This window comes from Streptomyces sp. DSM 118878 (assembly GCF_052936595.1).
The window spans coordinates 3,948,825-3,972,805 of record NZ_CP193622.1 but is presented as its reverse complement, the minus strand read 5'-3'; the positions used below and the strand labels follow the sequence as shown (position 1 = coordinate 3,972,805).

Genomic DNA, 23,981 nt, shown 5'->3' with positions numbered 1-23,981 from the left:
GAGCCCCCCGCCAGCCCTCATCGGCGGGGCCGATCGGCCCATCGGCAGGACGCCCCACTGGGCCGTGGACCAGGGCGTACGCCCGTTCGTAGCGTCATCGGCATGACAGCGACCACGTCCTTCGAACGCACCGGCACAGTCCAGCTCACCGCCGCGATGACGCTCTCCGGCACCCTCGGCATCTTCGTCGTCGAATCCGGCGCGTCCGCCTTCAACGTCGTCTTCTTCCGCGTCCTGTTCGGCGCCCTGGCCCTCGGCGCGTACGCCTTCGCCCGCGGCTACTTCCGCGACCACGGGCTCACCCCCAAGAAGCTCGGCCTCGCCGCGCTCGGCGGCGTGTTCATCGTCTTCAACTGGGTGTTCCTCTTCAAGGCGTACGAGGCCGCCTCGATCTCACTGGCCACCGTCGTCTACCACACGCAGCCGTTCTTCCTGGTGCTGCTCAGCGCCGTCGTCCTGCGCGAGCGCCTGACCCGTGCCCAACTGGGCTGGCTGACGGCCGCCTTCGCGGGTCTCGTGCTGGTCTCCGGGGTGCGCCCGGGGGACGCCGGTTCGCTCGCGGGCATCGGCCTCGCGCTGCTCGCGGCCGTCCTCTACGCCCTGTCCACCCTCGTCACCAAGCGCGTCACGGGCGTCCGGCCGCACCTCGTGGCCCTGGTCCAGGTCCTGGTCGGCATCCCGCTGCTGCTGCCCTTCACCGACTTCGGCGCGATGCGCGGAACGGGCACCGGGTGGGCCTGGCTGGTCGGGCTCGGCGTGATCCACACCGGGCTGATGTACGTCCTGATGTACGCGGCGTACGCGAAGCTGCCCACCGCCAAGATCGCCGTACTGGCCTTCACCTACCCGGCGGTCGCGATGGTCGCCGACTGGGCGGTCTACGGCCACCACATCGGGCCCGTCCAGGCGCTCGGCGTCCCGCTGATCGTCCTGGCCGGACTCAAGGTGACGCTTGCTCCCGCACGAGCCGCACGGCCTGCTCCACGAATAGCCGCACATGGGCGGGAAGCCGCTTCCCCGACCGCCACGCGAGCTGCGTCCACAAGGTGAACGGCGGCGTCCACGGCAGCCGTACGAGCGTGCCCTCCGCCAGCTCCCGCGCCACGGCCACGGCGGGCAGCAGCGCCACGCCGAGCCCGCCGGCCACGCCCTGCTTCGTCGCCTCGATGGTGCCGAACTCCATGAACGGCGGCGGCCCGCCGGTCCGCTCGCGCAGCTCGGCCTCGAACAGATCCCGGTAGGGGCACCCGGGTTCGGTGCCGACGAGCTGCACCGCCGCCAGGTCGGCCGTGGCGAGGGCGGCGCCGCCGCCGGTGGCCAGTGGATGCGTGGGCGCGCAGACCAGGACCAGCGGCTCCTGGGCGAGCACCTCGGTCACCAGCCCCTGGTGCTCGGTCTCCGGCTCCATCAGGAAGCCCACGTCGTACGTGCCCTGGCGCAGCGCACGCCGTGTCTCGTCGCCGAGCGTGGGGCGCAGGGAGAGCCGCACCTTCGGGTAGCGGTGGTGGAAGAGTTCGAGGAGCGGCGGCAGCCGGTAGGACGTCAGCGACTCCATGGTGCCCACCGCGATCGCCCCCGAGGGCTCCTCGGCGCCGACGACCGCGGCCCGCGCCTCCTCGGTCAGCCCGATGATCTGCCGGGCGTAGGGCAGCAGCCGTTCCCCCGCCTCGGTGAGGCGGATGCGGCTGCCGAGCCGGTCGAAGAGCTCCGCGCCGAGCGACGTCTCCAGGGCCCTGATCTGGCTGGTCACGCTGGACTGGGCGTACTTCAGCTCGGTGGCGGCACGGGTGAAACTGAGGACGGTGGCGACCTTCTCGAAGGTCACGAGCAGCCGGAGTTCCATGGCCGGCCCCTCAGCCCTCGCCGCCCTTGTCCCGCTTGTTCTCGTCCGGGTCCTCGTCCTTGAGGGACCGCAGGAAGTCGGGGTTGTCGTCCGGCGCCACCCACGTGGTCCGGCCGCGTCCGCCGCCGCCCCCGTTGCGCCGCACCTTGCCCGTCGCGAACCAGGCGATCGGGCCGAGCAGCACCTCTCCGAAGAGCAGCACGATGATGACCCACACCACCTTGGGCAGGTGTCTGACCTCCTTCTCCGGGGTGTTCAGGACGTCGATGAAGGCATAGATCCACACTGCCAGGACCAGCAGGAACGGCAGATACCTGAGCATGGTGGCGCGATCCCCCAAGGGTGGCGGCAGGAGGCGTGTGCGTGCCCCCGGTGACGGGGCCAGGGTAACCGGTACCGGATACTGGAACGCATGGCTTACGACGATCTTCGCTCCCTGCTCCGGGCACTGGACCGCGAGGGCGATCTCAAGCGCGTCAAGGCAGAGGTCGACCCGTACCTGGAGGTCGGTGAGATCGTCGACCGGGTGCAGAAATCGGGCGGCCCCGCACTCCTCTTCGAGAACGTCAAGGGCTCCGCGATGCCCCTGGCCATGAACGTGTACGGGACGGACCGGCGCCTGCTCAAGGCGCTCGGCCTCAAGTCGTACGGCGAGATCAGCGAGAAGATCGGCGGCCTGCTCAAGCCGGAGCTGCCGCACGGCTTCGTCGGGGTGCGCGAGGCGTTCGGCAAGCTCGGCGCGATGACGCACGTACCGCCGAAGAAGGTGAAGTCGGACAGCGCGCCCGTGCAGGAAGTGGTCCTGACCGGCGACGACGTCGACCTGGAGAAGCTGCCCGCGCTCTTCACCTGGCCCGAGGACGGCGGCTCCTTCTTCAACCTGGGCCTGACGCACACCAAGGACCCCGACACGGGCGTCCGCAACCTCGGTCTGTACCGCCTCCAGCGCCACGACAAGCGCACCATCGGCATGCACTGGCAGATCCACAAGGACAGCCGCAACCACTACCAGGTGGCCGCCCGCAGGGGCGAGAAGCTGCCCGTCGCGATCGCCTTCGGGTGTCCGCCGGCCGTCACGTACGCCTCCACGGCGCCGCTGCCCGGCGACATGGACGAGTACATGCTGGCCGGATTCATCCAGGGCAAGCGCGTGGAGATGGTCGACTGCAAGACGGTGCCGCTCCAGGTGCCCGCGCACGCCGAGGTCGTCATCGAGGGCTGGCTGGAGCCGGGCGAGATGCTCCCGGAGGGCCCCTTCGGCGACCACACGGGCTTCTACACGCCGCAGGAACCGTTCCCCGCGCTGAAGATCGACTGCGTGACGATGCGGAAGCGCCCGCTGCTCCAGTCGATCGTGGTCGGCCGCCCGCCGACGGAGGACGGTCCCCTCGGCCGCGCCACCGAGCGCTTCTTCCTGCCGCTGCTCAAGGTGATCGTCCCGGACATCGTCGACTACCACCTGCCGGAGTCGGGCGGCTTCCACAACTGCGCGATCGTCTCGATCGACAAGAAGTACCCCAAGCACGCGCAGAAGGTCATGCACGCCATCTGGGGCGCGCACATGATGTCGCTGACGAAGCTGATCGTGGTCGTCGACAAGGACTGCGACGTCCATGACCTGCACGAGGTCTCCTGGCGCGCGCTCGGCAACACCGACTACGCCCGCGACCTGACCGTCGTGGAGGGCCCGGTCGACCACCTCGACCACGCCTCCTACCAGCAGTTCTGGGGCGGCAAGGCGGGCATCGACGCCACGCGGAAACTCCCCGAAGAGGGGTACACACGGGACGGGGGCTGGCCCGAGATGGTCGAGTCCGACCCGGAGACGGCGGCGATGGTCGACCGCCGCTGGAAGGAGTACGGGCTGTGAGCTCCGCTTCAGCAGCCATCCCGCGGCCGGGACGCACCAAGGCGTTCCTGCGGCTCGTCATGATCGAGCACTCCGTGTTCGCGCTGCCGTTCGCCTACATCGCCGCGCTGACCGCGATGTTCCGGCTGGACGAGAACATCCACTGGGGGCGGCTGCTCCTGGTCACCGTCTGCATGGTGGGTCTGCGGACGTTCGCCATGGCCGCGAACCGCATCATCGACCGGGAGATCGACGCCCGTAACCCGAGGACCGCGCACCGCGAGCTGGTGACGGGCGCCGTCTCGGTGAAGTCCGCGTGGACCGGCGCCCTGATCGCCCTCGTGGTGTTCCTCGGCGCCGCCGCCCTGCTCAACCCGCTCTGCCTGGTGCTGGCGCCCATCGCGGTGATCCCGATGGTCGTCTACCCCTACGGCAAGCGGTTCACGAACTTCCCGCAGGCGATCCTCGGCCTCGCCCAGGCGATCGGCCCGATCGGCGCCTGGATCGCCGTCACCGGCGAGTGGTCGTGGCAGGCGGTCATCCTCGGCCTGGCGGTCGGCGTCTGGATCGGCGGCTTCGACCTGATCTACGCCTGCCAGGACGTGGAGACCGACCGCGAGGTCGGTGTGAAGTCGGTGCCCGCGCGCTTCGGCATCCCGGCCGCCATCCGGGGCGCCCGCGGCTGCCACCTCGTGACCACGGCGCTCCTGGTCTGGTACGCGGCGTCCACCGACGCGGGCGCGTTCTTCTGGCTCGGCCTCGCGATCGTCGCGGGCGCCTTCGTCTACGAGCACTCGATCGTCAAGCCGCACGACCTGACCCGGCTGAACCGCGCCTTCTTCCAGGTGAACGGTTTTATCGGAATCGCCCTGTTCGTCTGCGCGTTGCTCGATCTGCTCGTACGCGGGCTCACCGTCTGAACGGCCGCCGGATAGGCTTCAGAGCGTGAATCCAGGAGATACGCAGCGTAGGCCTTGGATCGTGGGGGTGTCGGGCGCCTCGGGGACGCCGTATGCCGCGGCCGTGCTGCGGGCGCTGCTCGCGGCGGGGGAGAGCGTCGACCTCGTCGTCTCGCGGGCCTCGCGCCTCACGCTGCTCGACGAGACGGGCATCGCCTTCCGCGACGCGCACTGGCGGGACGACCTGCGGCAGTGGCTCGCGCGGGGGGCGGACGGGAAGCCGGGCACCTTCGAGGTGCCGGTGGACGACGTGCGGTACTGGCCCGCGGGTGATCTGGCGGCGGGGCCCTCGTCGGGGTCGTACGCGGCCAAGGGGATGCTGATCGTGCCGGCGTCCACGGCGTGCGTGGCCGGCGTGGCGCTCGGGCTCTCGAAGGACCTGCTCCAGCGGTCGGCGAGCGTGACGCTCAAGGAAGGCCGCCGGCTCGTGGTCTGCGTACGCGAGACGCCGCTGAACGGGCAGACGTTGAAGCACATGGTGAGCCTGGACGAGGCGGGCGCGATCGTGCTGCCCGCCTCTCCGGCGTTCTACGCGGGGGCGACGCACATCCAGGATCTGGTGGACTTCGTCGCCGGGCGGACGCTGGACGCGGCGGGGGTGCCGCACAGCCTCTACCGCCGTTGGGAGGGAGAGCTCGGCTCCGGTGGAAGCCCCGGGGGCGGCTCCGGCTCCCGGCCGCTCTAGCGCTTCTCGGCGGCGCGCTTCTCGCGGCCGTCCTTGGGCGCGGCGATCTTGTGGGCACGCGAGCGGTTGGCCAGGTCCTGGAGCTCGCGCATACGGGCGTAGGCCATCTCGATCGAGTACACGGGGTGACTCACTCCTGAAGGATCGTTGCTGAACGGCTGTGATTGAGAAAGATTCGCGGGGTGTGAACCCTGTGCAGCCTTAGATTCTACACATAGACTCGCGGTATCGCTGATTAATGAAAGGCATCGCACCTATGGACGCCGTCGACAGGCAGCTCATCCAGGCTCTGCGGGAGAACGGCCGCGCCTCGTACGCCGAACTCGGGCGGCTCGTGGGCCTCTCCGGGCCCAGCGTCACCGACCGCATCAACCGCCTCGAAGCGGCCGGTGTCATCACCGGCTACCGCGCGACCGTCGACTCCGCCTCGCTCGGCCTGGGCGTGATCGCCCTGATCGGCATCTCGCTCTCCGACGCCGCCGACCACGAGGACGTGGCACGCCGCCTCAAGGACCTGCACGAGATCGAGGACTGCTGGTTCATCGCGGGCGACGACTCGTACATGCTCAAGGTCAGGGCCAGCGACGTGGACGGCCTGGAGAGGACGATCCGCAGGCTCAGCGGCACCCGAGGGGTCTCCCGCACGAGGACCACGATCGTGCTCTCCACCAAATGGGAGAACCGGGTCGGAGAGCTGCCCGAGGAGGAGTGAGCGGGGCGGAGTACGGTTGGCGGAGTTTGTGGCAGGTCGGTAGGGAAAGGTAAGGGCGAGGGCATGGACGCAGGTCTTAAGCGCGATCTCGAGCAGAAGGTCCGGGACGGCGAGCGGCTGTCCCGCGAGGACGGCATCGCCCTCTACGAGTCGGACGACCTGGCCTGGCTCGGCGGCCTCGCCCACGAGGTGCGCACGCGCAAGAACGGCGACGTCGTGCACTTCAACGTCAACCGCCACCTCAACATGACCAACGTGTGCACCGCCTCGTGCGCCTACTGCTCGTTCCAGCGCAAGCCGGGCGAGAAGGACGCGTACACGATGCGCATCGAGGAGGCCGTCCGCCTCGCCAAGGCGATGGAGGGCGAGAACCTCACCGAGCTGCACATCGTCAACGGCCTCCACCCGAACCTGCCGTGGCGCTACTACCCGCGTTCGCTGAGCGAGCTCAAGAAGGCGCTCCCGAGCGTCTCCCTGAAGGCGTTCACGGCCACCGAGATCCACCACTTCGAGACGATCTCCGGCATGTCGGCCTCCGACATCCTGGACGAGCTGATCGAGGCGGGCCTGGAGTCGCTGACCGGCGGTGGCGCGGAGATCTTCGACTGGGAGGTCCGGCAGCACATCGTCGACCACCGCACCCACTGGGAGGACTGGTCGCGCATCCACCGCCTCGCGCACGAGAAGGGTCTCAAGACCCCGAGCACGATGCTGTACGGCCACATCGAGGAGCGCCGCCACCGCGTCGACCACGTCCTGCGCCTGCGTGAACTCCAGGACGAGACCGGCGGCTTCCAGGTCTTCATCCCGCTGCGCTACCAGCACGACTTCGTGGACATGAAGGACGGCAAGATCAGGAACCGCCTCCAGGCGCGCACGACCATGGCGTCGGGCGCCGAGGCGCTGAAGACCTTCGCGGTCTCGCGCCTGCTCTTCGACAACGTCCCGCACGTCAAGGTCTTCTGGGTCATGCACGGTCTCCAGACCACGCAGCTCGCGCTCCAGCACGGTGCCGACGACATGGACGGCTCGGTCGTCGAGTACAAGATCACGCACGACGCGGACAACTTCGGCACCCCGAACAAGCTGACCCGCGAGGACCTCCTCGACCTGATCCGCGAGGCCGGCTTCCGCCCGGTCGAGCGCAACACGCGCTACGAAGCGATCCGCGAGTACGAGGGCCCCGACCCGCTGCTGCGCGAGTCCCCGCAAGCCATGCGGGTCTGAGGCCGGGTAGCCCCCGCCCCCCTTGCCGGGCGTCGGACTCCCCGTGTTTCACTGGAAGGGCTCGTCCAGCTCGGGCCCATTTCGGAACGGAAGAGTGGATTGACATGCTCCGCTACACGCTGATGCGCCTCGGGATCTTCGTGGGCTGCTTCCTGGTCGTCTGGGGCCTCGTCTACGCCGAAATCCTCCCGCGCGGCCTCGGCGACTCCAACCTCCTGTGGGTGCTGCTGCTGGCGCTCGTCCTCTCGGCGCCGATCAGCTTCGTGGTCCTGCGCAAGGAGCGCGACCGCGCCTCGGAGACCGTGGTGGCGCGAGTGGAGCGCACCAAGGCCAACCTGGAGGCGAACCGCACCCAGGAGGACAGCGCGGACGACCTGGCGCGGGCGCAGGCGAACACGCAGGGCGGACGGACGCAGGCGCAGGGCTCGTAGGCGCAGGGCTCGTAGCCCCGCGGAGCTCGTAAGCTTCGTCACACACTTGCCGGACCCCGGCTCTGGAGCAGCTCGCTCCGGGGCCGGGGTTCCGTTGCGTCCGGGGCCTCAGCGGTGGGTGGTGAGCGGCCGTCGAGTGCGGTCGAGCGGCGGAAAGGCGCCCGCTCACCTCAAACCAGTCCTTTGATGTTCTCAAAGGACTGGTGTTAACGTGTTCGATATGAAGACAGCAGCAGCGCACCGCCACGCCATGAGCGTCCCGCTCGTGGCGCGCCTGCATGTCGACCTCTGCCGCTGCATGTCCGCGGCCTGTCACGTCTGAATGTGACCCGCTGCAGCGACGCCGCTGACCCTTCGCGGTCGCCGCTCCCGTACGTCCCCCACCCCCTGACTTACCTCACCGGAGTGTGTCCGTGTCCGCGAATTCCGCGACGCCCGCCGACCAGGCGAGCGGACCCGAGAAGCCCAAGGCCGGCTTCCAGGTACCCAAGTTCCTGAAGATCCCCTTCTGGGCGCAGATCCTCGGCGGTCTCGTCCTCGGCGTCCTGCTCGGCTGGCTCGCCCGCAGCCAGGACATATCCTGGCTCGTCACCACCCTCTCCAAGGTCGGCGACACCTTCATCGGTCTGCTGAAGCTCGCGGTCGCCCCGCTCGTCTTCTTCGCGATCCTGGTGTCCATCACCAACCTGCGGAAGGTGAACAACGCGGCGCGCCTGGCCACCCGCACCCTGCTGTGGTTCATGATCACGTCGCTGATAGCGGTCGCCATCGGCCTCGCCATCGGCCTGCTCACCAACCCCGGTTCCGGCACCGGCCTCACCCCGAAGGACGGCAAGGCCCCCGACCACGCGGGCTCCTGGATCGATTTCCTGACCGGGATCATCCCGACGGACGTCATCACGCCCTTCACCGAGCTGAACGTCCTTCAGATCGTCTTCATGGCCGCCGTCGCGGGCGTCGCCGTACTGAAGATCGGTGACAAGGCCCAGCCGATCCTGGAGCTGAGCGAGTCCGTTCTCGCCCTCCTCCAGAAGGCCCTGTGGTGGGTCATCAAGCTCTCCCCGATCGGCACCATCGGCCTCATCGGCTTCGCCATCGCGGACTACGGCTGGAACCTCATCAGCAAGTACGCGACGTTCACCGCGGACATCTACATCGGCTGCGCCCTGGTGATGTTCGGCGTCTACCCGCTGCTGCTCGCCACCGTCGCCAAGGTCAACCCGCTCCAGTTCTTCAAGGGCGCCTGGCCCGCGATCCAGCTCGCGTTCGTCTCGCGCTCCTCCGTCGGCACCATGCCGGTCACCCAGAAGGTCACCGAGCGGCTCGGCGTCCCGAAGGAGTACACCTCCTTCGCCGTGCCCTTCGGCGCCACCACCAAGATGGACGGCTGCGCCGCGATCTACCCGGCGATCGCCGCGATCTTCGTGGCGCAGATCTTCGACGTGGACATGGGCATCAAGGAGTACCTGCTCATCGCCTTCGTCTCGGTCGTCGGCTCCGCCGCCACGGCCGGTCTGACCGGCGCCACCGTCATGCTGACGCTGACCCTGTCCACGCTGGGCCTGCCCATGGAGGGCGTCGGCCTGCTGCTCGCCATCGACCCGGTCCTGGACATGATGCGCACCGCCACGAACGTGGCCGGTCAGGCGCTGGTGCCCGTGATCGTGGCGGCCAGGGAGAAGATCCTGGACCACGAGGCGTACGAGAACGCGTCGGCGTCGCCGCTGGACGACTTCGACGGATCGGATTCCGGCCCCGCGTCCGAGTCCGGGTCGGAGCCCGGGTCGGAGCCCGGATCGGAGTCCGGTCTCACGTCCGACTCCGGGTCGCGGCGGGTGCCCGCGGCGGTGTGAGCCGCTCTCTGTGACGTGGCCCTTCGCGGGCCCGTGGAGCCCCGCTTCGGAACTGTCCGGAGCGGGGCTCTGCGTTTGCTCTGGTTTCGCCCTGCTCTGGCCAAAGCGTTGCCGGGAGTGATCATTTCCTGGTCCCCGTTGACCGTAGGCTCTGAAACGGAACGGACGGCGTGGGAAGGCGGGGCCGGGTGGGCGAGAAGCAGCGGCAGAAGCGGATGCCGCGGGCCGTGCGCGAGCAGCAGATGCTGGACGCGGCGGTGCGGATCTTCGGGCAGCGGGGGTTCAGGGCGGCGTCCATGGACGAGATCGCGGAGCTGGCCGGGGTGTCGAAGCCGCTGGTGTACCTCTATCTGAACTCCAAGGACGACCTCTTCACCGCCTGCATCCGGCGGGAGGCCGCCGCGCTCGTCGACGCGGTGCGGGACGGGGTGAGCGCCGCCGCGGGGCAGAGCGCCGACCGTCAGCTCTGGTCGGGGCTGCGGGCGTTCTTCACGCACACCGCCGAGCGGCCCGACGGTTGGTCGGTGCTGCACAGTCAGGCGCGCACCCAGGGCGAGCCGTTCGCCGCGGAGGTCGCCGCGATGCGGGACGAGGTCCTCGCCTTCGTGACGGTACTGATCGCCGAGGCGGCGCGGGAGGCCCACGGGGACCCCTCGCTGCCGGCCCGCGAGGTGGCGGGGCTCGCGCAGGCCCTCGTGGGCGCGGCGGAGTCCCTCGCGGGGTGGGCCAACACGGACACGTCGGTGTCGGCGCGGGAGGCCGCGGCGACGCTCATGAACTTCGCGTGGTCGGGTCTTGGGTCGCTGATGGAGGGCCGTCGCTGGGCGGCGCCGTCTGCCCTGGGACACGGGGAGTAGCCGGTGTGTGCGTACCGTCACCGTCGAGCGGGCGAGCCGCCGGGTGGGCGCTTAGGGTGAGTGAGGGGCACACCCAGGGAGGTTGCCGTGCGCGGAGCTTGTGCACTCGCCGGCGTCACCGTACTGGCCGTGGTGGGAGTGGGCGCGCCGGGGCCGGCCTCGGCCGCCGCCGCCGACGACGGCGGGAACGGGCGGCCCGATCTGTCGAGGTTCTACACGCAGAAGATCGAGTGGGCCGCCTGTGAGGGCGACACCGAGGCCATGGCGGACGCCACCGGTGACGCCAAGGACATCCGGTGCGGGGACGTCAAGGTACCCATCGACTACGCCGACCCCGCCGCTGGAACCGTGGACGTCGCGATGATCCGCATGAAGTCCAGCTCGTCCCACGAGCCACGCGGCTCCCTGCTGCTCAACTTCGGCGGCCCCGGCGGGCCCGGGGTCTCCGCGCTCGCCGGGTCGCAGAAGGAGTTCTCCTTCCTCAGCAAGGAGTACGACGTCGTCTCCTTCGACCCGCGAGGCGTGGGCGAGAGCGACCCCGTGACCTGCGGCGACGCCGGGGCGGGCGGCGAGGCCCTGGAGGGCGGCGCCCAGAACGGCACCGAGGACCCCGCGGCGGTGCTCAAGGAGCTGCGCGAGGCGGCCGCCGAGTGCGCGAAGCAGTCGGGGCCCGTCCTGCCGCACATGGGCACCGTCAACGTCTCGCGCGACCTCGACGTCATGCGGCAGGCCCTCGGTGACAAGAAGCTCAACTACCTCGGCTTCTCGTACGGGACGCGGATCGGGGCGGTCTACGCCGCCCAGTTCCCCGGCAAGGTCGGACGCATGGTGCTCGACGGCGTGGACACGCTGACCGAGCCCGCCACCGAGCAGTCCCTCGCCACGGCGGAGGGCCGCCAGACCGCCCTCGACAACTTCCTCTCCTGGTGTACAGGGAACGTCGGCTGCGTCTTCGGCACCGACGCGCGGGCCGCGCGCCAGACCATGCTCCAGGTCATCCAGGACCTGGACAAGATGCCGCTCCAGGCCATGGACGGGACGCGGTTCACCGGGCAGGACGTCGTCGGCGTACTGAGCCAGGCCCTGTACAGCAGGCAGGCCTGGCCCGCCCTCTCCCAGGCACTGGGCGCGCTGCTCGCGGACGGCGACCCCCGGGCGCTGCTGCGGATGAGCGGCGGACTCGTCGGGGCGGTCCGCGAAGAAGCGGGGCCCGGCGGCGGTAGGGCCGCACGGGAGATGGCGCCCGGCGGCGGTACGGTCGCGCGGGAGAGGGTGTCCGGCGGCGGTGCGGCCGGGCGGGAGAGGGTGTCCGGCGGCGGTGCGGCTGCGCGGGAGATGGTGCCCACGGACAACATGACCGCCGCCCTGATGGCCGTGACCTGCGCCGACGACCCCGACCGGCCGGACGCCGCGCGGCTGGAGAAGGAGATCGGCCGGCTCCAGAAGGAGTTCGAGGAGGCCTCGCCCGTCTTCGGCAAGTCGATGCTGATGCCCGTGCTGCTCTGCTTCGGGCGGCCCGCGGGCACCGACTACATCCGCGAGTCCGTACGGGACGTCAGCTCCCCGGAGCTGCTGCTCGTCGGCACGCGCGGCGACCCCGCGACGCCCTACCGCTGGACCGAGGAGACCGCCGAGCGGCTCGGCCCCAAGGCGGTCGTCCTGGACAACAAGGGTGACGGACACACCGGTTACCTGGGGTCCAAGTGCGTGCGGGACAAGGTGGACGGGTTCCTGCTGTACGGGGAGATGCCGGCGCACGGCAGCTCCTGCCCGACCGACCCGACGGGGTGAGGGGGTTGACGGGGCGGCACGGCGGACGGACCGCGTGGTGCGGCGGTACGGCGGCCGCTACTCCCGCGGGGCGAGGCCCAGCATCGCCTTCTCGTCCGGAGTGCCGGGCTTCGCCTGGTAGACCACCATGCGCTGGCCGCCCGTCCGCGCCAGCGTCATCACCTCGTACGTGAGGGTCATCGCGCCCACCTTCGGGTGGTCGAAGGACTTGGTGCCGCCGCCGCGCTCGCACACGTCGTACCGCTCCCAGATGCGGCCGAACTCCGGCGTCTTGAGCAGCAGTTCGCCGACGAGGCTCGTGAGCTGCGGCGAGTCCGGGTCCGTGCCGCCGACCGCCCGCAGGTGCGCGACGGAGACGGCGACCGTCGCCTCCCACGGCTGGTAGAGCACGCGGCCCACGGGGTGCAGGAAGAGGTAGCGGGTCAGGTTGCGCCGCTCGGCGGGCCAGTCCCACAGGCCGGGGAGCAGCGCCTTGCCGGGGGCGTTGGCGGCCAGCATGCCGCTGTGCCTGCTCACCACGTACGCGGGGAGCGGCGCCAGCGCTTCCAGCATCCGCAGGGTGGAGGCGCGGACCGTGCCGTCGGCGGTGGGGTGCGGTTCCGTGAGGCGGCCGGAGGCCAACTCCGCCAGTTCGTGGAGGCGTTCGTGGCCGTCGCCCGTCAGCCGCAGGGCGCGGGCCAGGGCGTCGATGACGGCGGGGGAGGGGTTCGTCTCGCGGCCTCGCTCCAGGCGCGTGTAGTAGTCGACGCTCACTCCGGCGAGGGTGGCCAGCTCCTCGCGGCGCAGCCCCGGCGTGCGGCGCAGCCCCGTGCCCGCGGGCAGGCCTGCTTCGGCGGGCGTGACGCGGGCCCTGCGGGCACGGAGATACCTGCCGAGTTCGGTGCCGGTGGCCGGGGGAGTTGTCGCCGTGCTGTCCGTCATCGCTCCATTGTTCCCGGTGGGGCGGGCACTTGGGGGGCCGTGTCAGGGCCTGGAACGTCCCGCCCTGCCGCCGGGGGCCGATACGGCGGACAGTGAGAGGCGTCGCGGGTGGCTCGGCCGCCGCGGGCCCAGGGGGTGCGCCGTCACCGGTCCGCGGCCCCGGCGGCCGACCACCCGCGCATGACATGCCCCACCGAGTGCTCTTAGGAGCCCCATGTCCACCACCCTCACCCCCGGCTCTGGCCCTGGCCCCGGCTCTGGTCCTGGTTCTGGTTCTGGTTCTGGTCCTGGTCCCGGCTCTGGCCCCGGCTCTGGTCCTGGCCTTGGCCCCGGCTCTGGTCCTGGCTCTGGCTCTGGCTCTGGTTCTGGTCCTGGTTCTGGTCCCGGCTCTGGTCCTGGTCCTGGTTCTGGTCCTGGTCCTGGTTCTGGTCCTGGCCCCGGTCCTGGTCCTGGCCCCGGCTCTGGTCCTGGCCCCGGCTCTGGTCCTGGCCCCGGCTCTGGCCCCGGTCCTGGCCCTGGCCCCGGTCCTGGCCCCGGCTCCGGTCGCCCGACGGCCATAGCCCCCGGCCCCGCGTCCGCCTCCCCCGCCTCCCCCCTCTCCCCCGCCTCTTCCCTCTCTCCCACCTCTTCTGCCTCTCCTGCCTCTCCCGCCGCCCTCGTGGCCGCGCTCCTGGGCTTCAGCGTCATCACCATCGACGTCACCGCCGTGAACATCGCCCTGCCCGACATCAGCGCCTCCCTGCACGGTGGCATGGCCGGGCTCCAGTGGGTCGTGGACGCGTACACGCTGATGTTCGCCGCGCTGATGCTCTCCGCGGGGGCGCTCGCCGACCGGGCGGGGGCGCGGCGGGCGTACGCCTGGGGGGTGGGGCTGTTCACCGTCGCCTCGCTGGCCTGCGCCCTCGCGCCCGGCATCGGGTCGCTGATCGCCGCCCGCGTCGCGCAGGGCGGGGCCGCGGCCATCGTGATGCCCGCCTCGCTCGCCCTGATCCGGCAGGCCTACGACGACCCGGGCCGCAGGGCACGGGCCATCGCGCTCTGGGCGGTGGGCGGTTCCGTGGCCGTCGCGGTCGGCCCCGTACTCGGCGGCGTACTGACCGAGGCCGCCGGCTGGCGAGCCGTCTTCCTCCTCAACCTCCCCGTGGGCGCCGTGATCCTGGCCCTCCTCGCCCGCACCGCCCCCTCGCCCCGCCGCCCGGCACCGCTGGACCTCGTGGGCCAGGCGACCGCCGTCCTCACGCTCGCGGGACTGGCCTTCGCCGTCATCGAGGGCGGGCACCTGGGCTGGACGAGCGCGCCCGTCCTGCTCTCCTTCGCCGTGGCCGCCGCCGCGGGGTTCACGTTCTACGCCGCCGAGAAGCGGCACTCCGCGCCGCTGGTCCCGCTCGGGCTGCTGCGCCGGACGGGCGTCGGAATCGCCCTGGCGGTCGGCTTCGCCGTGAACGCCGGATTTTACGGCGTGACCTTCCTCCTCGGCCTCTACTACCAGCAGCTTCGCGGCATGTCAGGCGTCGAGGCGGGCCTGATGTTCGTCCCGCTCGCCGTGCTGATCACCGCCACGAACCTCGCTTCACCGCGCGCCGCCGAACGCCTCGGCCGCCGCCGGGTCATCGTCATCGGCCAGGCGGTGCTGGCCCTGGCCCTCTTCGTCCTCGTACCGCTGACCGCCACGACCCCGCTCTGGCTGGTCCTGCTCCTCCTGATCCCGACCGGCCTCGGCGGCGCGTTCGCGGTCCCCGCGCTGACGGCCCAACTGATGGACGCCGTCCCCGCCGACCGCGCGGGCACGGCCTCCGGCCTGCTCAACTCGCTCCGCCAGACCGGCGGCGCGATGTCGGTGGCCCTCTTCGGGGCGCTGCTCGCCGGGGGCGCCGATGCGGCCTTCTCCCTGCCGGGCATGCGCACGGCCCTGGTGACGGTCGGGCTCCTGCTCTGCGCGACGACGGCGCTGGCGACGTGGCTGCTGCCGAGGGATTGAGCGGGGCAGGGGGGCGTGGTTGCAGAAAAGTCCCGTCGAAGCGTCCGGTTTGGGCGCTTATGGGCGGGACTTTTGTGCAACGGTGCGAGCCAGGGGTCAGGATGTGGCGTGGGCGAGGAAGTGGGACCAAGGGGCGGGACTGATGGTGAGCGTCGGCCCGTCGGTGCGTTTGCTGTCGCGGACGTGGATCGCGTTTGCGCAGGGTGACAGTTCTACGCAGTCGCCGCCCTCGCCGCTGCTGTGGCTGGACTTCGTCCAGGGGTACGAGGCTTGGAGGCATTCGCCGCCGGCGCCGCTGCTGTAGCTGGACTTCCGCCAGGTGTAGGCGGCTTCAAGGCACTCGCCTCCCCCTCCGCTGCTGTAGCTCGACTTGAACCAGGTGAGTTCCTCGGAGTTCATCGGTCTCCCAGCATCTTCTCGATCAGAACCAGTGACTCGCGGGGCGTGAGGGCCTCCGATTGCAGCATCCCATAGCGGGTGGCCAGCACATGGACTTCTTCCGGAACGGTAATCAGTCGTGGGTACGTATGGATTTCCATGTAGGCGACCTGTTGCTTCTTGATGGTCAACAGCGTGAACGGCCCGTCCAGGCTGGGCTGTTCCTCGCGCGTCAGCGGCATCACCTGTAGCTGAACGGTTCGCCTGCGCCCGATACTCAGAAGCCTGCGCAACTGTTCCGCATGGACGTCCTTCCCGCCGATCGGGCGCAGCAACACGCTCTCGTCCAGGATGAAGCTGAACGTCGGGGACGGCCAAGGCTCGAAGAGTTGCTGGCGGGCGATGCGGTCCGCGACGCGCTTCTCGATCGTCTCTTCGCTGAGCAGCGGCTTCCACTGGGCGAAGATGGCGCGGGCGTAGGCCTCGGTCTGCAACAGGCCAGGCACGGACTGGTTCGTGTACACGTAGAGCTGGACGGCCTGGGCCTCCAGGTTGGCGTACCCCCGGTACCACTCGGGGTGTCTCGTCCGCGCCTTCTTCTGTGCCTCGCGTACATCGTCCGTCGCCGCAGCCAGTACTCCGTCTGCCCGTAGCAACGGGTCCGCCAGTTCCAGGAACTCCGGCTGCGGCGTGCGGACCCCGCGTTCCATCGCCGAGATCAGGTCCTCGCCGCAGTGCGTCGCCGCGGCCAGTTCCTTCTGGCTCATCCCCATGCGCAGGCGCAGCACCTTCAACTGCTTGCCCACGGCCCTGAATAGATGGGCCGTGCCGTCCTCCTCGGCGGGCCGCTCCGGGCGCCGCTCTTCCGGTTCCGTGTTCGCCATGTCCCGTACCGCCTTCGCGTGCGCCCAGTGGGCACGGCCGACAACCCGACAAGGCGAGATCCGTATCCGTACGGCTACGCAGCGTCGCTCTGTCACTCCTGGTCAGCGTAGAGCCGATCGGCCACTCTCAGTCACATGAACCAGCAAATCTCCCCCCACCCCGAGGCGTTGGCCGTCTTCCGGCAGGTGCTCAGCGCGACTCCCCGAGGCGCCCGCCTGGCCCGGCGGCTGGTGGCGCACCAGCTTGAGGCCTGGGGGTATCCGCACGGCAGCGACGTGTCCGACGCGGCGGCGCACGTCGTCGCCGAGCTGGCGGCGAACGCCGTCACGCACGGCCGCGTCCCGGGGCGGGACTTCGAGCTGCGGCTCATCCGGCAGGGGCCGGCCACGCTCCGTATCGAAGTGGCGGACGCCCGTGGGGGACCCGAGCCACGGGCGAAGCCGTACGACCCGGAGGGCGAGTCGGGGCACGGGCTGCGGCTGGTCGAGGCGTTGGCCGCGCGGTGGGGCGTGGCCGAGCGCGGGATCGGGAAGACGGTCTGGGCCGAGCTGCGAACCGGCCGGCCCACGGCTACGTGACCCGCGGCCGGCCCACGGCCACGTGACCCGCGGTCGGCCCACGGCTACGTGACCGTGAACGTCACCTCGTGGACCGAGTTGCGGGAGCCCGGCGGCGGCTGGACGCGGCCCGTGGTGTCCGTCGCCCGGGAGCGGACCATGTGCGGTCCCGGGGTGAGCCAGTGCCGCAGGGAGAAGCCCTGCCAGGCGGGATCCGCGCCGAGGGTGTCCAGGCGGGCGGGCTCCCAGGGGCCGCCGTCGACGGAGAGCTCGACGCGGACGATCTCCGTGGTGCTCCAGGCGCGGCCCCGGAAGGCGACGGTTCCGTAAGGCAGCTTCGCGTCCTGCGCGGGCGAGGTCAGCCTGCTGTTGACGTCGACCTCGCGCACCGGCTGCGGGGTGTCGTGGCCCGGCACCCCGCGCGTGTAATAGGTCGTGGTGAACATGTGCTCCGGGCGCTCGTCCGTGAGGACGATCCTGGTCAGCCACTTCACGGAGTTCGTGCCGAACATGCGGGGGACCACGGCCCGCAGAGGGTGGCCGTGCCGGGCGGGGAGGGGCTCGCCGTTCATGTGGTGGGCCAGGAACACGCTTTGGCGCGCGGTCCCCAGCGGCAGATCCTTCACGTACGAGATGCCGTCCTGCCCCGCGAAGGACCCCGTGTCCGCGCCTTCGAGGACGACGTGCCGGGCGGCGGGCAGCGGTGCCGCTCGCTCCAGGAGGGCGGCGAGGGGCAAGCCGGTCCACTCGATGTTCGCCACCGCGCGCGTGGGAACGTCGGGGCGCAGCGGGCTGCCGAAGCACTCGTGCACCGAGGTGAGTTGGTGGGCCGGGTGCGCCAGGATGGTGGGCAGGTCGAGGCGCAGGGGATGCTCGACGAGGCCCTCGACCGTCAGCGTCCAGGCGTCGGCGTCCAGCTCCGGGATGCCCATGTGGGCGCGTACGAAGACGTTGTCGACCGGCGTGACGAAGTCGGGCCCCGGCGCGGGGTCGCCGTGCGAGGGGTCCTCCGGGGGCGGGGTGAGCGGTGCGGTCATCGGGTGGCGGCTCCCGTGGCGGGTGTCTTCGGATGTTCGGCCAGGAGGAACAGGGCCGGCATGGCCAGGGACAGTGCCGTGGACGCGATGAGCATGGTGAGAATCCCCCGGTTCTTCTGAGATTCCGCGGACCGGTTCGGCGACCTCGCGAATCGATTCTGCGACTTCCCGATCTTATGGGGGGGGCGGGCGTGAGTGCCCATCTCTTGGGCGGGCGGCGCGTGTTGACGCCGGCGCGGGACATGAGGGCCCCTGCTACGAGGGCCCCTGCTACGAGGGCCCCTGCTACGAGGGTCCCTTCTACGAGGGGCCCTGCTACGAGGGACCCGGCTACGAGGGCCCCGGCTAAGGCACGCCCGCGAGTCGCAGTAGCGCTGTCGCCGTTGCCGCGCCCACCACTACCAGCGCGAACGGCGCCCTGCGCCACGCGAGGACCCCGCCGAAGAGGACCCCGGCGGGCCTCGCCCAGCCCGCGAAGCCCTGGCCCTCGGTCAGCGCACCCGTGGCGAGCAGCGCGACGAGGAGCACGGTGGCCCCCACGGTCAGCAGCCCTTGGACGCGGGCCGGCAGTTCCACGCGGCCGTGCAGCACGGGACCGGCCAGGCGGAAGGCGTAGGTGCCCGCGGCGAGGACGAGGACACAGGCGAGCGTGGCGTTCATCGGGCGCTCCCGGGGGCGTCGGTGCGGGGAGGACGGGGACGGCCGGGGCCGCGCCGGGCCGCGAGCAGGCCGAGCAGGGCGAGCAGGACCGGCACCCCGGCGGGCAGCAGCGGCGCGGCGGCGACCGCGATCACCGCACCGGCCGCCGCCGCCCGCCGCGCCGAGCCGTCGGACCGCAGCGCGGGCAGGACCAGGGCGAGCAGGACCGCGGGGAACGCCGCGTCGAGCCCGAACCGGTCGGTGTCACCGAGCGCCGCTCCCGCGAGGGCGCCCGCGAGCACGCTGACGTTCCACGCAACGAACAGGCCGAGCCCCGATATCCAGAACGCGGCCTTGCGCGCCCGGCGCCCCTCCTGGGCGAGCACGAACGCGGCCGTCTCGTCGGTGATGAGGTGCGCGCCGATCAGCCGTGCCGTCCAGGAGCGGCCGAGGTCCTCGGCGAGGGCCAGACTGAAGGCGGCGGTACGGGAGTTGAGCAGCAGCCCGGTCGCCGCCGCGGCCACGGGGCCGCCGCCCGCGGTCAGCAGTCCGACCGCGCTGAACTGGGCGGAGCCCGCGTACACGAGCAGCGACATGAGGACCGGCACCCAGAGGGGCAGCCCGCCGGCGACGGCGATGGCGCCGAAGGAGACGCCGACGACGGCGTCGGCGAGCCAGACGAGGGCGATGTCGCGCAGGACGCCGGGCGGCAGGTCGGAGAGGCGCACGAGGGACGGTCCGGCCGTGCCGACCGTCGGCTTCGTTCGGTCTGGGGGGTCGTTTGTTCGGTTCGGCGAACGCATACGTCGTAGGATGGGCAGTGCGAGGTGCGTTCGTCAAGCCGAACGAATGGCCTTGTATAGCGAACGAAGCCTCTCAGGAGCGAAAGCGATGAACAACGGCACCGGCCCCGGCGCAGGCGGCGTCCTGCCGTCCCGCATGCCCCGCGAATGGGTCGCGGCAGCCTTGCGCCGCGAGCGCGCGAAGGCCGGGATCTCCCTCTCCGAGCTGGCCAAACGCGCCGGAATCGCGAAGTCCACGCTCTCCCAGCTCGAAGCGGCCACCGGCAACCCCGGCATCGAGACGATCTGGGCGCTGGCCGTGGCGCTCGGCGTGCCGTTCAGCGTCCTGGTGGAGTCGCCCGCGCCCGCGGTGACGGTGATCCGCGCGGGCGAGGGCCCGACCATGCACGCGGAGAACTCCTCGTACGCGGGCACCCTGCTCTCGGCGGGGCCGGCCGGGGTGCGGCGCGACATCTACCACGGGGCGCTGGAGCCGGGCCCTCCGCGCGAGTCCGACCCGCACATCCCCGGCTCGATGGAACACCTGGTCATCAGCACCGGCCGCCTCCTCGCGGGCCCGCACGGCGAGACGGTGGAGCTGGGCCCCGGCGACTACATGTCGTACCGGGGCGACGTGTCGCACTCCTACGAGGCCCTGGAGCCGGGCACGACGTTCGTGATGATCATGCAGCACGTTTAGCGGAGGATGGGCGGGCCTCGCGGCGGCCGCCGGTCAGGCCCTGCGTGGCTTCGGGGACAGCAACTGCTCCCGTAGCGCCGTCAGTTGGTGCGAGGTGTCGACCGCCCGCGTCTCGTCCAGCGTGGTCAGCGCGAGCAGTAGCGCGTCCGCGACCACCAGGGCGGTCAGCGCCTCGGTGGTGATGCCCGTCGGGGTGTGCGGGGCGGTGAGGACGGCGTCGACCCGTGGCCCGTACAGCTCCGCGAGCTCGTCCGTGACGAGGACGACCCGCGCCCCGACCGCCCGCGCCCGCTCTATCAGGACCGACAGCTCGGGCAGCGCCCGGCCGGGCTGGAAGATCACCACCGCGTCGCCCGTGCGGATGCCGAGCAGGGCGTCGGCGAGCGCGAAGCCGGTCTCCCCGACGTACCGCGAGCGGCGGCCGATGCGGCCGAGCGCCAGGGCCAGGTGGCGCGCGGCGAGTTCGGATGCCGCCACTCCGTAGCAGTGGGTCTCGGTGGCCTCCGCGAGCGCCTCGACCGCCGTGCGCAGGGCGTCGTCCGGGGTGAGCCTGCGGGCGTGCTCGATGCGCTCGGCCGCCTCGTCGAAGACGTCGCCCCAGATGTCGCCGAGGTCCCTGCCGACGTGCGCGATGCGCTGCTTGAGGCGGACCTCCGGAGGGACCGCCGAGGTGAAGTCGGACGCCAACTCCCGCTTCAGGGCGGGCAGTCCGGCATACCCGAGGCGTTGCAGCGCGCGGACGACCGTGGCGTTGCTCGTGCCGCTCGCCGTGCCCAGCTCCTGGGCGCTGGCGAACAGCAGGGACTCCGGCGGTGCGCTCACGACGTACTGGGCGACCGCGCGCTCCGAGGCGGACAGGGTCTCCCACTGGTCACGCACGGCCGCGCGGAGCCGGTCAAGCCCGGCGGCGCCCGCCGCCCCCGCACTCTCTGAAATTCCCATTACGTCTATTGACTCTCGTGTGATGGCGGTTACTCTCCTGGGCAACGCATTCCAAGAGGAGAGCTTCTCGTAATCGACGTTACAGGACGTCGTCGCGGGACCTCTCCGCGGTAGGAGAACAATGGCACCCCGCACGCTCCCCGTGATCGAGATCTCCGGTTCGCCCACCGAACGCGGCCGCCAGTACGGCGAATCCGTCCGCCCCCAGATCCAGGCCGCGATCGGCTACTACGAAGAGGCCTTCGGCCACTCCGCCGGGCTGACCTGGGACCGCGTCACCGCACGGGCCGCGCGCTGGCTCGACCCGGTCCGCGACTACGCGCCCCACCTCGTGGACGAGATGCGCGGCATCGCCGACGGCGCGGGCGTCACGCTGCTGGACGTGCTCGCGCTCAACGCCCGCGGCGAGGTCATCTACGACCGCTCGTTCGCGGACATGGCCGAGGCGTCACAGGAGGCGGGGGGTGACGAGGAGCCCGCCGAGGGCTGCACGTCCTTCGCGGCGTACGGGCAGGCCAGCGGCGACGGGCACGTCTACGCGGGGCAGAACTGGGACTGGCGCGCGGGTGTGGCCGACACCGTCGTCATGATCAGGATCGTGCAGCCGCCGAGGCCGACCCTGATCATGCAGGTCGAGGCGGGGCAGATAGGCCGCCAGGGCGCCAGCTCGGCGGGGATCGCGCTCAACGCCAACGGCCTGGGCGGGCGCTTCGACGACGCGATCGGCCTCCCGCAGACCGTCGTGCGCCGCAGCGTGCTCGACCAGGCGACCATCACCGACGCCCTCGACGTGCTCTGCCGCACCCGCGCCCACATCGCCAGCAACGCCCTGCTCACCTGCCGCGAGGGCTTCGCCATCGACCTGGAGACGACGCCCGCCGGGCACGGCTGGATGTACCCGGCCGACGGCCTCCTCGTGCACGGCAACCACTACCAGGCGGGCATCCCCGCCGCCCTCGCCGACGGCTACCGCCCCATGTCGTCCGACTCGCTGGTCCGTGTGCCGCGCGCCGAGGAGGGGCTGCGGGCCCTGCGCGCGTCCACCGGCCCCGACGAGTCCCGCAAGCTGATCAAGCAGGCGATGTCCGACCACCTCGGTCTGCCCGAGTCGCTCTGCACCCACCCCGACCCGCGCCGCCCGGCCGTCAAGCACTGGGCCACGCTCGTCTCCTCCTGCGTCGACCTGACCACCGGCGACTACCACGTGACCGCGGGAACCCCCTGCGACCGCGACTACCAGCACATGCCCTGGAACCTCTACGACGGCCCGTACGGAGAGTCCTCATGAGCCCCCTGACCGTGCCGGCCCACCGGCGCGCGGCCCTGGCGGGACTCGCCGCCACCGCCCTGCTCGCCACCGCCTCGTGCAGCGGCGCCGACACGACGGCGCTCGGCGGCGAGCCCGCCGACGCCGCCGAGCTGAAGCTCACCGCCACCACGCCCGCCGCCGAGGGGCGGCAGGACGAGGCCGACTGGCTCCTGGAGGACGAGCCCGACTCGCTCGACCTCGACACCCAGGGATCGAGCGCCGGACGCGTCGTCCTGACCAACGTCTGCGAGCGGCTCTACCAGCTCCAGCCCGACATGAGCATCAAGCCGTTCCTCGCCACGAAGGCCCGTACGCCCGACGACAGGACCCTGGTCCTGACCGTCAGGGACGGCGTCACCTTCCACGACGGGTCGGCGCTCACCGCCGACGACGTGCTGTGGAGCCTGCGGCGGCACGCCGACCCGGACATGGAGCAGGCCGACGAGTTCGGCAACGTCCGCTCCCTGCGGAAGACCGGCGACCGCGAGATCACCATCCGCTTCAAGGCCCCCGACGCCCTCTTCACCAAGGCGCTCGCGGGCGACGCGGGCATCGTCTGGAACAAGGAGCAGGTCACCGCCTCCGGCAAGGAGTTCGGCACGCCGGGGCAGAGCGACGCGTGCTCGGGCCCGTACGAGCTGACCGGCTGGAAGTCCGGCGACTCCCTCACCATCGAGGCGTACGAGGACTACTGGGGCAAGCAGCCGCCGACCCGCCGGGTGACCTTCCGCTGGGCCTCCGACAGCGCCCTGGTCAACGCCCTGAAGACGGGCGCCGCCGACGGGACGTACGCCGAGTCCCCGAACACCGCGTCCGCCCTGCGCGCGGCCAAGGGCATCGACCAGCACTACGGCCCCTCCACCGCCTCGCTCGTCCTCATCCCCACCGCGCGCGGCGGCCTGAAGGACCCGCAGATCCGCCGCGCCCTCTCCCTGGCCATCGACCGCGACGGCATCGCACGGTCCGGCTACGGCGGGCTCGTCCAGCCCTGGGCCACACCCGTCGGCTCGGGGGCATGGGGGTACGAGAAGCCGCGGTTCGCCGCCGCCCAGAAGGAACTGGACGCGCTGGCCCCCGCCACACCCACCGCCGAGACCCTCGCCGAGGCCAAGCGCCTGGTGAAGGCCGCGGGCGCGCCCGCCGACCCGGTCGTCATCGGCACCGACAGCAGCCAGGGCCGCACCGTCGTCGCCAACGCCGTGCGCGCCGCGCTCCAGCGGATCGGGCTCAAGGGGCAGATCAAGACCGTGCCCACCGCCCAGTTCGAGGAGTTCTACAGCGACCCGGGGGCCCGCGCCGACATCGACGTCCTGGTGGGGGACTGGTACATCTCCAAGGCCGACCCCATGGGCTTCTACGACAACGGCCTCTCCGACTCCTCCAACAACTGGGTCGGCTTCAAGGACGCCACGTACGACAAGCTCGTCCACCGGGCCCTCGGCACCCTCGACGACACGCGGCGCGCGAAGCTCGCCGTCGACGTGCAGCGCCGCTTCGTGGACGCCGCCGTGTGGATTCCGCTCGGGCAGGTGCCGACGGCGCTCGTCCTGAACGACCGCATGACCGGACCGCCGGCCTCGCAGGCCTACCTCTACTACCCGTGGGCCGCCCTGCTCGGCCCCAAGAAGGGCCAGGTCGGGCGATGA

26 protein-coding genes are annotated in these 23,981 nt (G+C 71.3%); 16 read left to right on the top strand and 10 right to left on the bottom strand.

Annotated features, from left to right (window positions below; genetic code table 11):
* The first annotated feature begins 102 nt into the window (after window positions 1–102).
* Window positions 103–1,050 carry a DMT family transporter gene (locus ACRAKF_RS17540; protein ID WP_447038099.1) on the top strand — a complete coding sequence of 316 codons (948 nt, stop codon included), beginning with the start codon at window positions 103–105 and terminating at the stop codon, window positions 1,048–1,050.
* Here the strand turns inward: ACRAKF_RS17540 and ACRAKF_RS17535 are convergent.
* Together ACRAKF_RS17535 and ACRAKF_RS17530 are read right to left on the bottom strand one after the other, a co-directional pair.
* Window positions 941–1,843 (bottom strand): LysR family transcriptional regulator, encoded by a 903-nt coding sequence (locus ACRAKF_RS17535; RefSeq protein WP_447038098.1) that lies wholly within the window; start codon window positions 1,841–1,843, stop codon window positions 941–943. The two genes, ACRAKF_RS17540 and ACRAKF_RS17535, sit on opposite strands and share 110 nt — an antisense overlap.
* 10 nt (window positions 1,844–1,853) lie before the next feature.
* Window positions 1,854–2,165, bottom strand: a complete 312-nt coding sequence (locus tag ACRAKF_RS17530) for a PLDc N-terminal domain-containing protein (RefSeq protein ID WP_447038097.1) — start codon at window positions 2,163–2,165, stop codon at window positions 1,854–1,856.
* A 90-nt stretch (window positions 2,166–2,255) separates the two neighbouring features.
* On the opposite strand from ACRAKF_RS17530, the gene ACRAKF_RS17525 reads away from it, so the two are divergent.
* The 3 genes from ACRAKF_RS17525 to ACRAKF_RS17515 are packed head-to-tail and all read left to right on the top strand — an operon-like array spanning window position 2,256 to window position 5,336.
* Window positions 2,256–3,713, top strand: coding sequence for a menaquinone biosynthesis decarboxylase (locus ACRAKF_RS17525; RefSeq protein ID WP_447038096.1), 1,458 nt, complete (start codon window positions 2,256–2,258; stop codon window positions 3,711–3,713).
* The gene (gene mqnP / locus ACRAKF_RS17520; protein WP_447038095.1) at window positions 3,710–4,612 is read left to right on the top strand and encodes a menaquinone biosynthesis prenyltransferase MqnP; all 903 of its coding nucleotides are present in this window, start codon (window positions 3,710–3,712) and stop codon (window positions 4,610–4,612) included. The genes ACRAKF_RS17525 and mqnP overlap by 4 nt, the downstream gene beginning before the upstream one ends.
* Before the next feature lie 25 nt (window positions 4,613–4,637).
* On the top strand, window positions 4,638–5,336 hold the full coding sequence (locus ACRAKF_RS17515; RefSeq protein WP_447038094.1) for a UbiX family flavin prenyltransferase: 699 nt from the start codon (window positions 4,638–4,640) through the stop codon (window positions 5,334–5,336).
* Here the strand turns inward: ACRAKF_RS17515 and ACRAKF_RS17510 are convergent.
* Complete coding sequence (locus ACRAKF_RS17510; RefSeq protein WP_447042315.1) at window positions 5,333–5,470, bottom strand: hypothetical protein; 138 nt, start codon at window positions 5,468–5,470, stop codon at window positions 5,333–5,335. The two genes, ACRAKF_RS17515 and ACRAKF_RS17510, sit on opposite strands and share 4 nt — an antisense overlap.
* A 122-nt stretch (window positions 5,471–5,592) precedes the next feature.
* Here ACRAKF_RS17510 and ACRAKF_RS17505 point away from each other — a divergent pair, with 122 nt between their 5' ends.
* From ACRAKF_RS17505 to ACRAKF_RS17480, 6 genes are all read left to right on the top strand, one after another.
* A complete protein-coding gene (locus tag ACRAKF_RS17505; RefSeq protein WP_363248101.1) occupies window positions 5,593–6,048 on the top strand; it encodes an Lrp/AsnC family transcriptional regulator in 456 nt (151 codons plus the stop codon).
* A 63-nt stretch (window positions 6,049–6,111) separates the two neighbouring features.
* The gene (gene mqnE, locus ACRAKF_RS17500) at window positions 6,112–7,275 is read left to right on the top strand and encodes an aminofutalosine synthase MqnE (protein ID WP_447038093.1); all 1,164 of its coding nucleotides are present in this window, start codon (window positions 6,112–6,114) and stop codon (window positions 7,273–7,275) included.
* Between the two features lie 104 nt (window positions 7,276–7,379).
* The gene (locus ACRAKF_RS17495) at window positions 7,380–7,706 is read left to right on the top strand and encodes a DUF4229 domain-containing protein (RefSeq protein ID WP_447038092.1); all 327 of its coding nucleotides are present in this window, start codon (window positions 7,380–7,382) and stop codon (window positions 7,704–7,706) included.
* A gap of 413 nt (window positions 7,707–8,119) precedes the next feature.
* A complete protein-coding gene (locus tag ACRAKF_RS17490; protein ID WP_447038091.1) occupies window positions 8,120–9,559 on the top strand; it encodes a dicarboxylate/amino acid:cation symporter in 1,440 nt (479 codons plus the stop codon).
* Window positions 9,560–9,774: 215 nt separating this feature from the next.
* Window positions 9,775–10,416, top strand: a complete 642-nt coding sequence (locus ACRAKF_RS17485; protein ID WP_447042043.1) for a TetR/AcrR family transcriptional regulator — start codon at window positions 9,775–9,777, stop codon at window positions 10,414–10,416.
* Between the two features lie 87 nt (window positions 10,417–10,503).
* A complete protein-coding gene (locus ACRAKF_RS17480; protein ID WP_447038090.1) occupies window positions 10,504–12,207 on the top strand; it encodes an alpha/beta hydrolase in 1,704 nt (567 codons plus the stop codon).
* Between the two features lie 57 nt (window positions 12,208–12,264).
* Here ACRAKF_RS17480 and ACRAKF_RS17475 read toward each other — a convergent pair whose 3' ends face one another.
* Window positions 12,265–13,128, bottom strand: a complete 864-nt coding sequence (locus ACRAKF_RS17475) for a helix-turn-helix transcriptional regulator (protein WP_447038089.1) — start codon at window positions 13,126–13,128, stop codon at window positions 12,265–12,267.
* Window positions 13,129–13,451: 323 nt separating this feature from the next.
* Here ACRAKF_RS17475 and ACRAKF_RS17470 point away from each other — a divergent pair, with 323 nt between their 5' ends.
* Both ACRAKF_RS17470 and ACRAKF_RS17465 read left to right on the top strand, forming a co-directional pair.
* Complete coding sequence (locus tag ACRAKF_RS17470; RefSeq protein ID WP_447038088.1) at window positions 13,452–13,688, top strand: hypothetical protein; 237 nt, start codon at window positions 13,452–13,454, stop codon at window positions 13,686–13,688.
* 98 nt (window positions 13,689–13,786) lie between these two features.
* A complete protein-coding gene (locus tag ACRAKF_RS17465; RefSeq protein ID WP_447038087.1) occupies window positions 13,787–15,106 on the top strand; it encodes an MFS transporter in 1,320 nt (439 codons plus the stop codon).
* A 96-nt stretch (window positions 15,107–15,202) separates the two neighbouring features.
* On the opposite strand, the gene ACRAKF_RS17460 is transcribed toward ACRAKF_RS17465, so the two are convergent.
* Together ACRAKF_RS17460 and ACRAKF_RS17455 are read right to left on the bottom strand one after the other, a co-directional pair.
* Window positions 15,203–15,505: a DUF397 domain-containing protein gene (locus tag ACRAKF_RS17460; RefSeq protein WP_447038086.1), complete on the bottom strand. Its 303-nt coding sequence runs from the start codon at window positions 15,503–15,505 to the stop codon at window positions 15,203–15,205.
* Window positions 15,502–16,368, bottom strand: a complete 867-nt coding sequence (locus ACRAKF_RS17455) for a helix-turn-helix domain-containing protein (protein WP_447038085.1) — start codon at window positions 16,366–16,368, stop codon at window positions 15,502–15,504. Before ACRAKF_RS17455 ends, ACRAKF_RS17460 begins: the two co-directional genes overlap by 4 nt.
* Window positions 16,369–16,503: 135 nt before the next feature.
* On the opposite strand from ACRAKF_RS17455, the gene ACRAKF_RS17450 reads away from it, so the two are divergent.
* A complete protein-coding gene (locus ACRAKF_RS17450; protein ID WP_447038084.1) occupies window positions 16,504–16,947 on the top strand; it encodes an ATP-binding protein in 444 nt (147 codons plus the stop codon).
* Window positions 16,948–16,991: 44 nt separating this feature from the next.
* Here the strand turns inward: ACRAKF_RS17450 and ACRAKF_RS17445 are convergent, their stop codons facing one another.
* From ACRAKF_RS17445 to ACRAKF_RS17435, 3 genes are all read right to left on the bottom strand, one after another.
* Window positions 16,992–17,963: a molybdopterin-dependent oxidoreductase gene (locus ACRAKF_RS17445; RefSeq protein ID WP_447038083.1), complete on the bottom strand. Its 972-nt coding sequence runs from the start codon at window positions 17,961–17,963 to the stop codon at window positions 16,992–16,994.
* A 345-nt stretch (window positions 17,964–18,308) separates the two neighbouring features.
* Window positions 18,309–18,623, bottom strand: a complete 315-nt coding sequence (locus ACRAKF_RS17440; protein WP_447038082.1) for an AzlD domain-containing protein — start codon at window positions 18,621–18,623, stop codon at window positions 18,309–18,311.
* Window positions 18,620–19,405, bottom strand: a complete 786-nt coding sequence (locus ACRAKF_RS17435) for an AzlC family ABC transporter permease (protein WP_447038081.1) — start codon at window positions 19,403–19,405, stop codon at window positions 18,620–18,622. The genes ACRAKF_RS17440 and ACRAKF_RS17435 overlap by 4 nt, the downstream gene beginning before the upstream one ends.
* Before the next feature lie 88 nt (window positions 19,406–19,493).
* Between ACRAKF_RS17435 and ACRAKF_RS17430 the strand changes: the two genes are divergently transcribed.
* Window positions 19,494–20,084 (top strand): helix-turn-helix domain-containing protein, encoded by a 591-nt coding sequence (locus tag ACRAKF_RS17430; RefSeq protein ID WP_447038080.1) that lies wholly within the window; start codon window positions 19,494–19,496, stop codon window positions 20,082–20,084.
* Between the two features lie 33 nt (window positions 20,085–20,117).
* Here the strand turns inward: ACRAKF_RS17430 and ACRAKF_RS17425 are convergent, their stop codons facing one another.
* Window positions 20,118–21,026 carry a MurR/RpiR family transcriptional regulator gene (locus ACRAKF_RS17425; RefSeq protein WP_447038079.1) on the bottom strand — a complete coding sequence of 303 codons (909 nt, stop codon included), beginning with the start codon at window positions 21,024–21,026 and terminating at the stop codon, window positions 20,118–20,120.
* 121 nt (window positions 21,027–21,147) lie between these two features.
* Here ACRAKF_RS17425 and ACRAKF_RS17420 point away from each other — a divergent pair, with 121 nt between their 5' ends.
* Window positions 21,148–22,314, top strand: a complete 1,167-nt coding sequence (locus tag ACRAKF_RS17420; protein WP_447038078.1) for a C45 family autoproteolytic acyltransferase/hydolase — start codon at window positions 21,148–21,150, stop codon at window positions 22,312–22,314.
* A complete protein-coding gene (locus ACRAKF_RS17415; RefSeq protein WP_447038077.1) occupies window positions 22,311–23,981 on the top strand; it encodes an ABC transporter substrate-binding protein in 1,671 nt (556 codons plus the stop codon). Before ACRAKF_RS17420 ends, ACRAKF_RS17415 begins: the two co-directional genes overlap by 4 nt.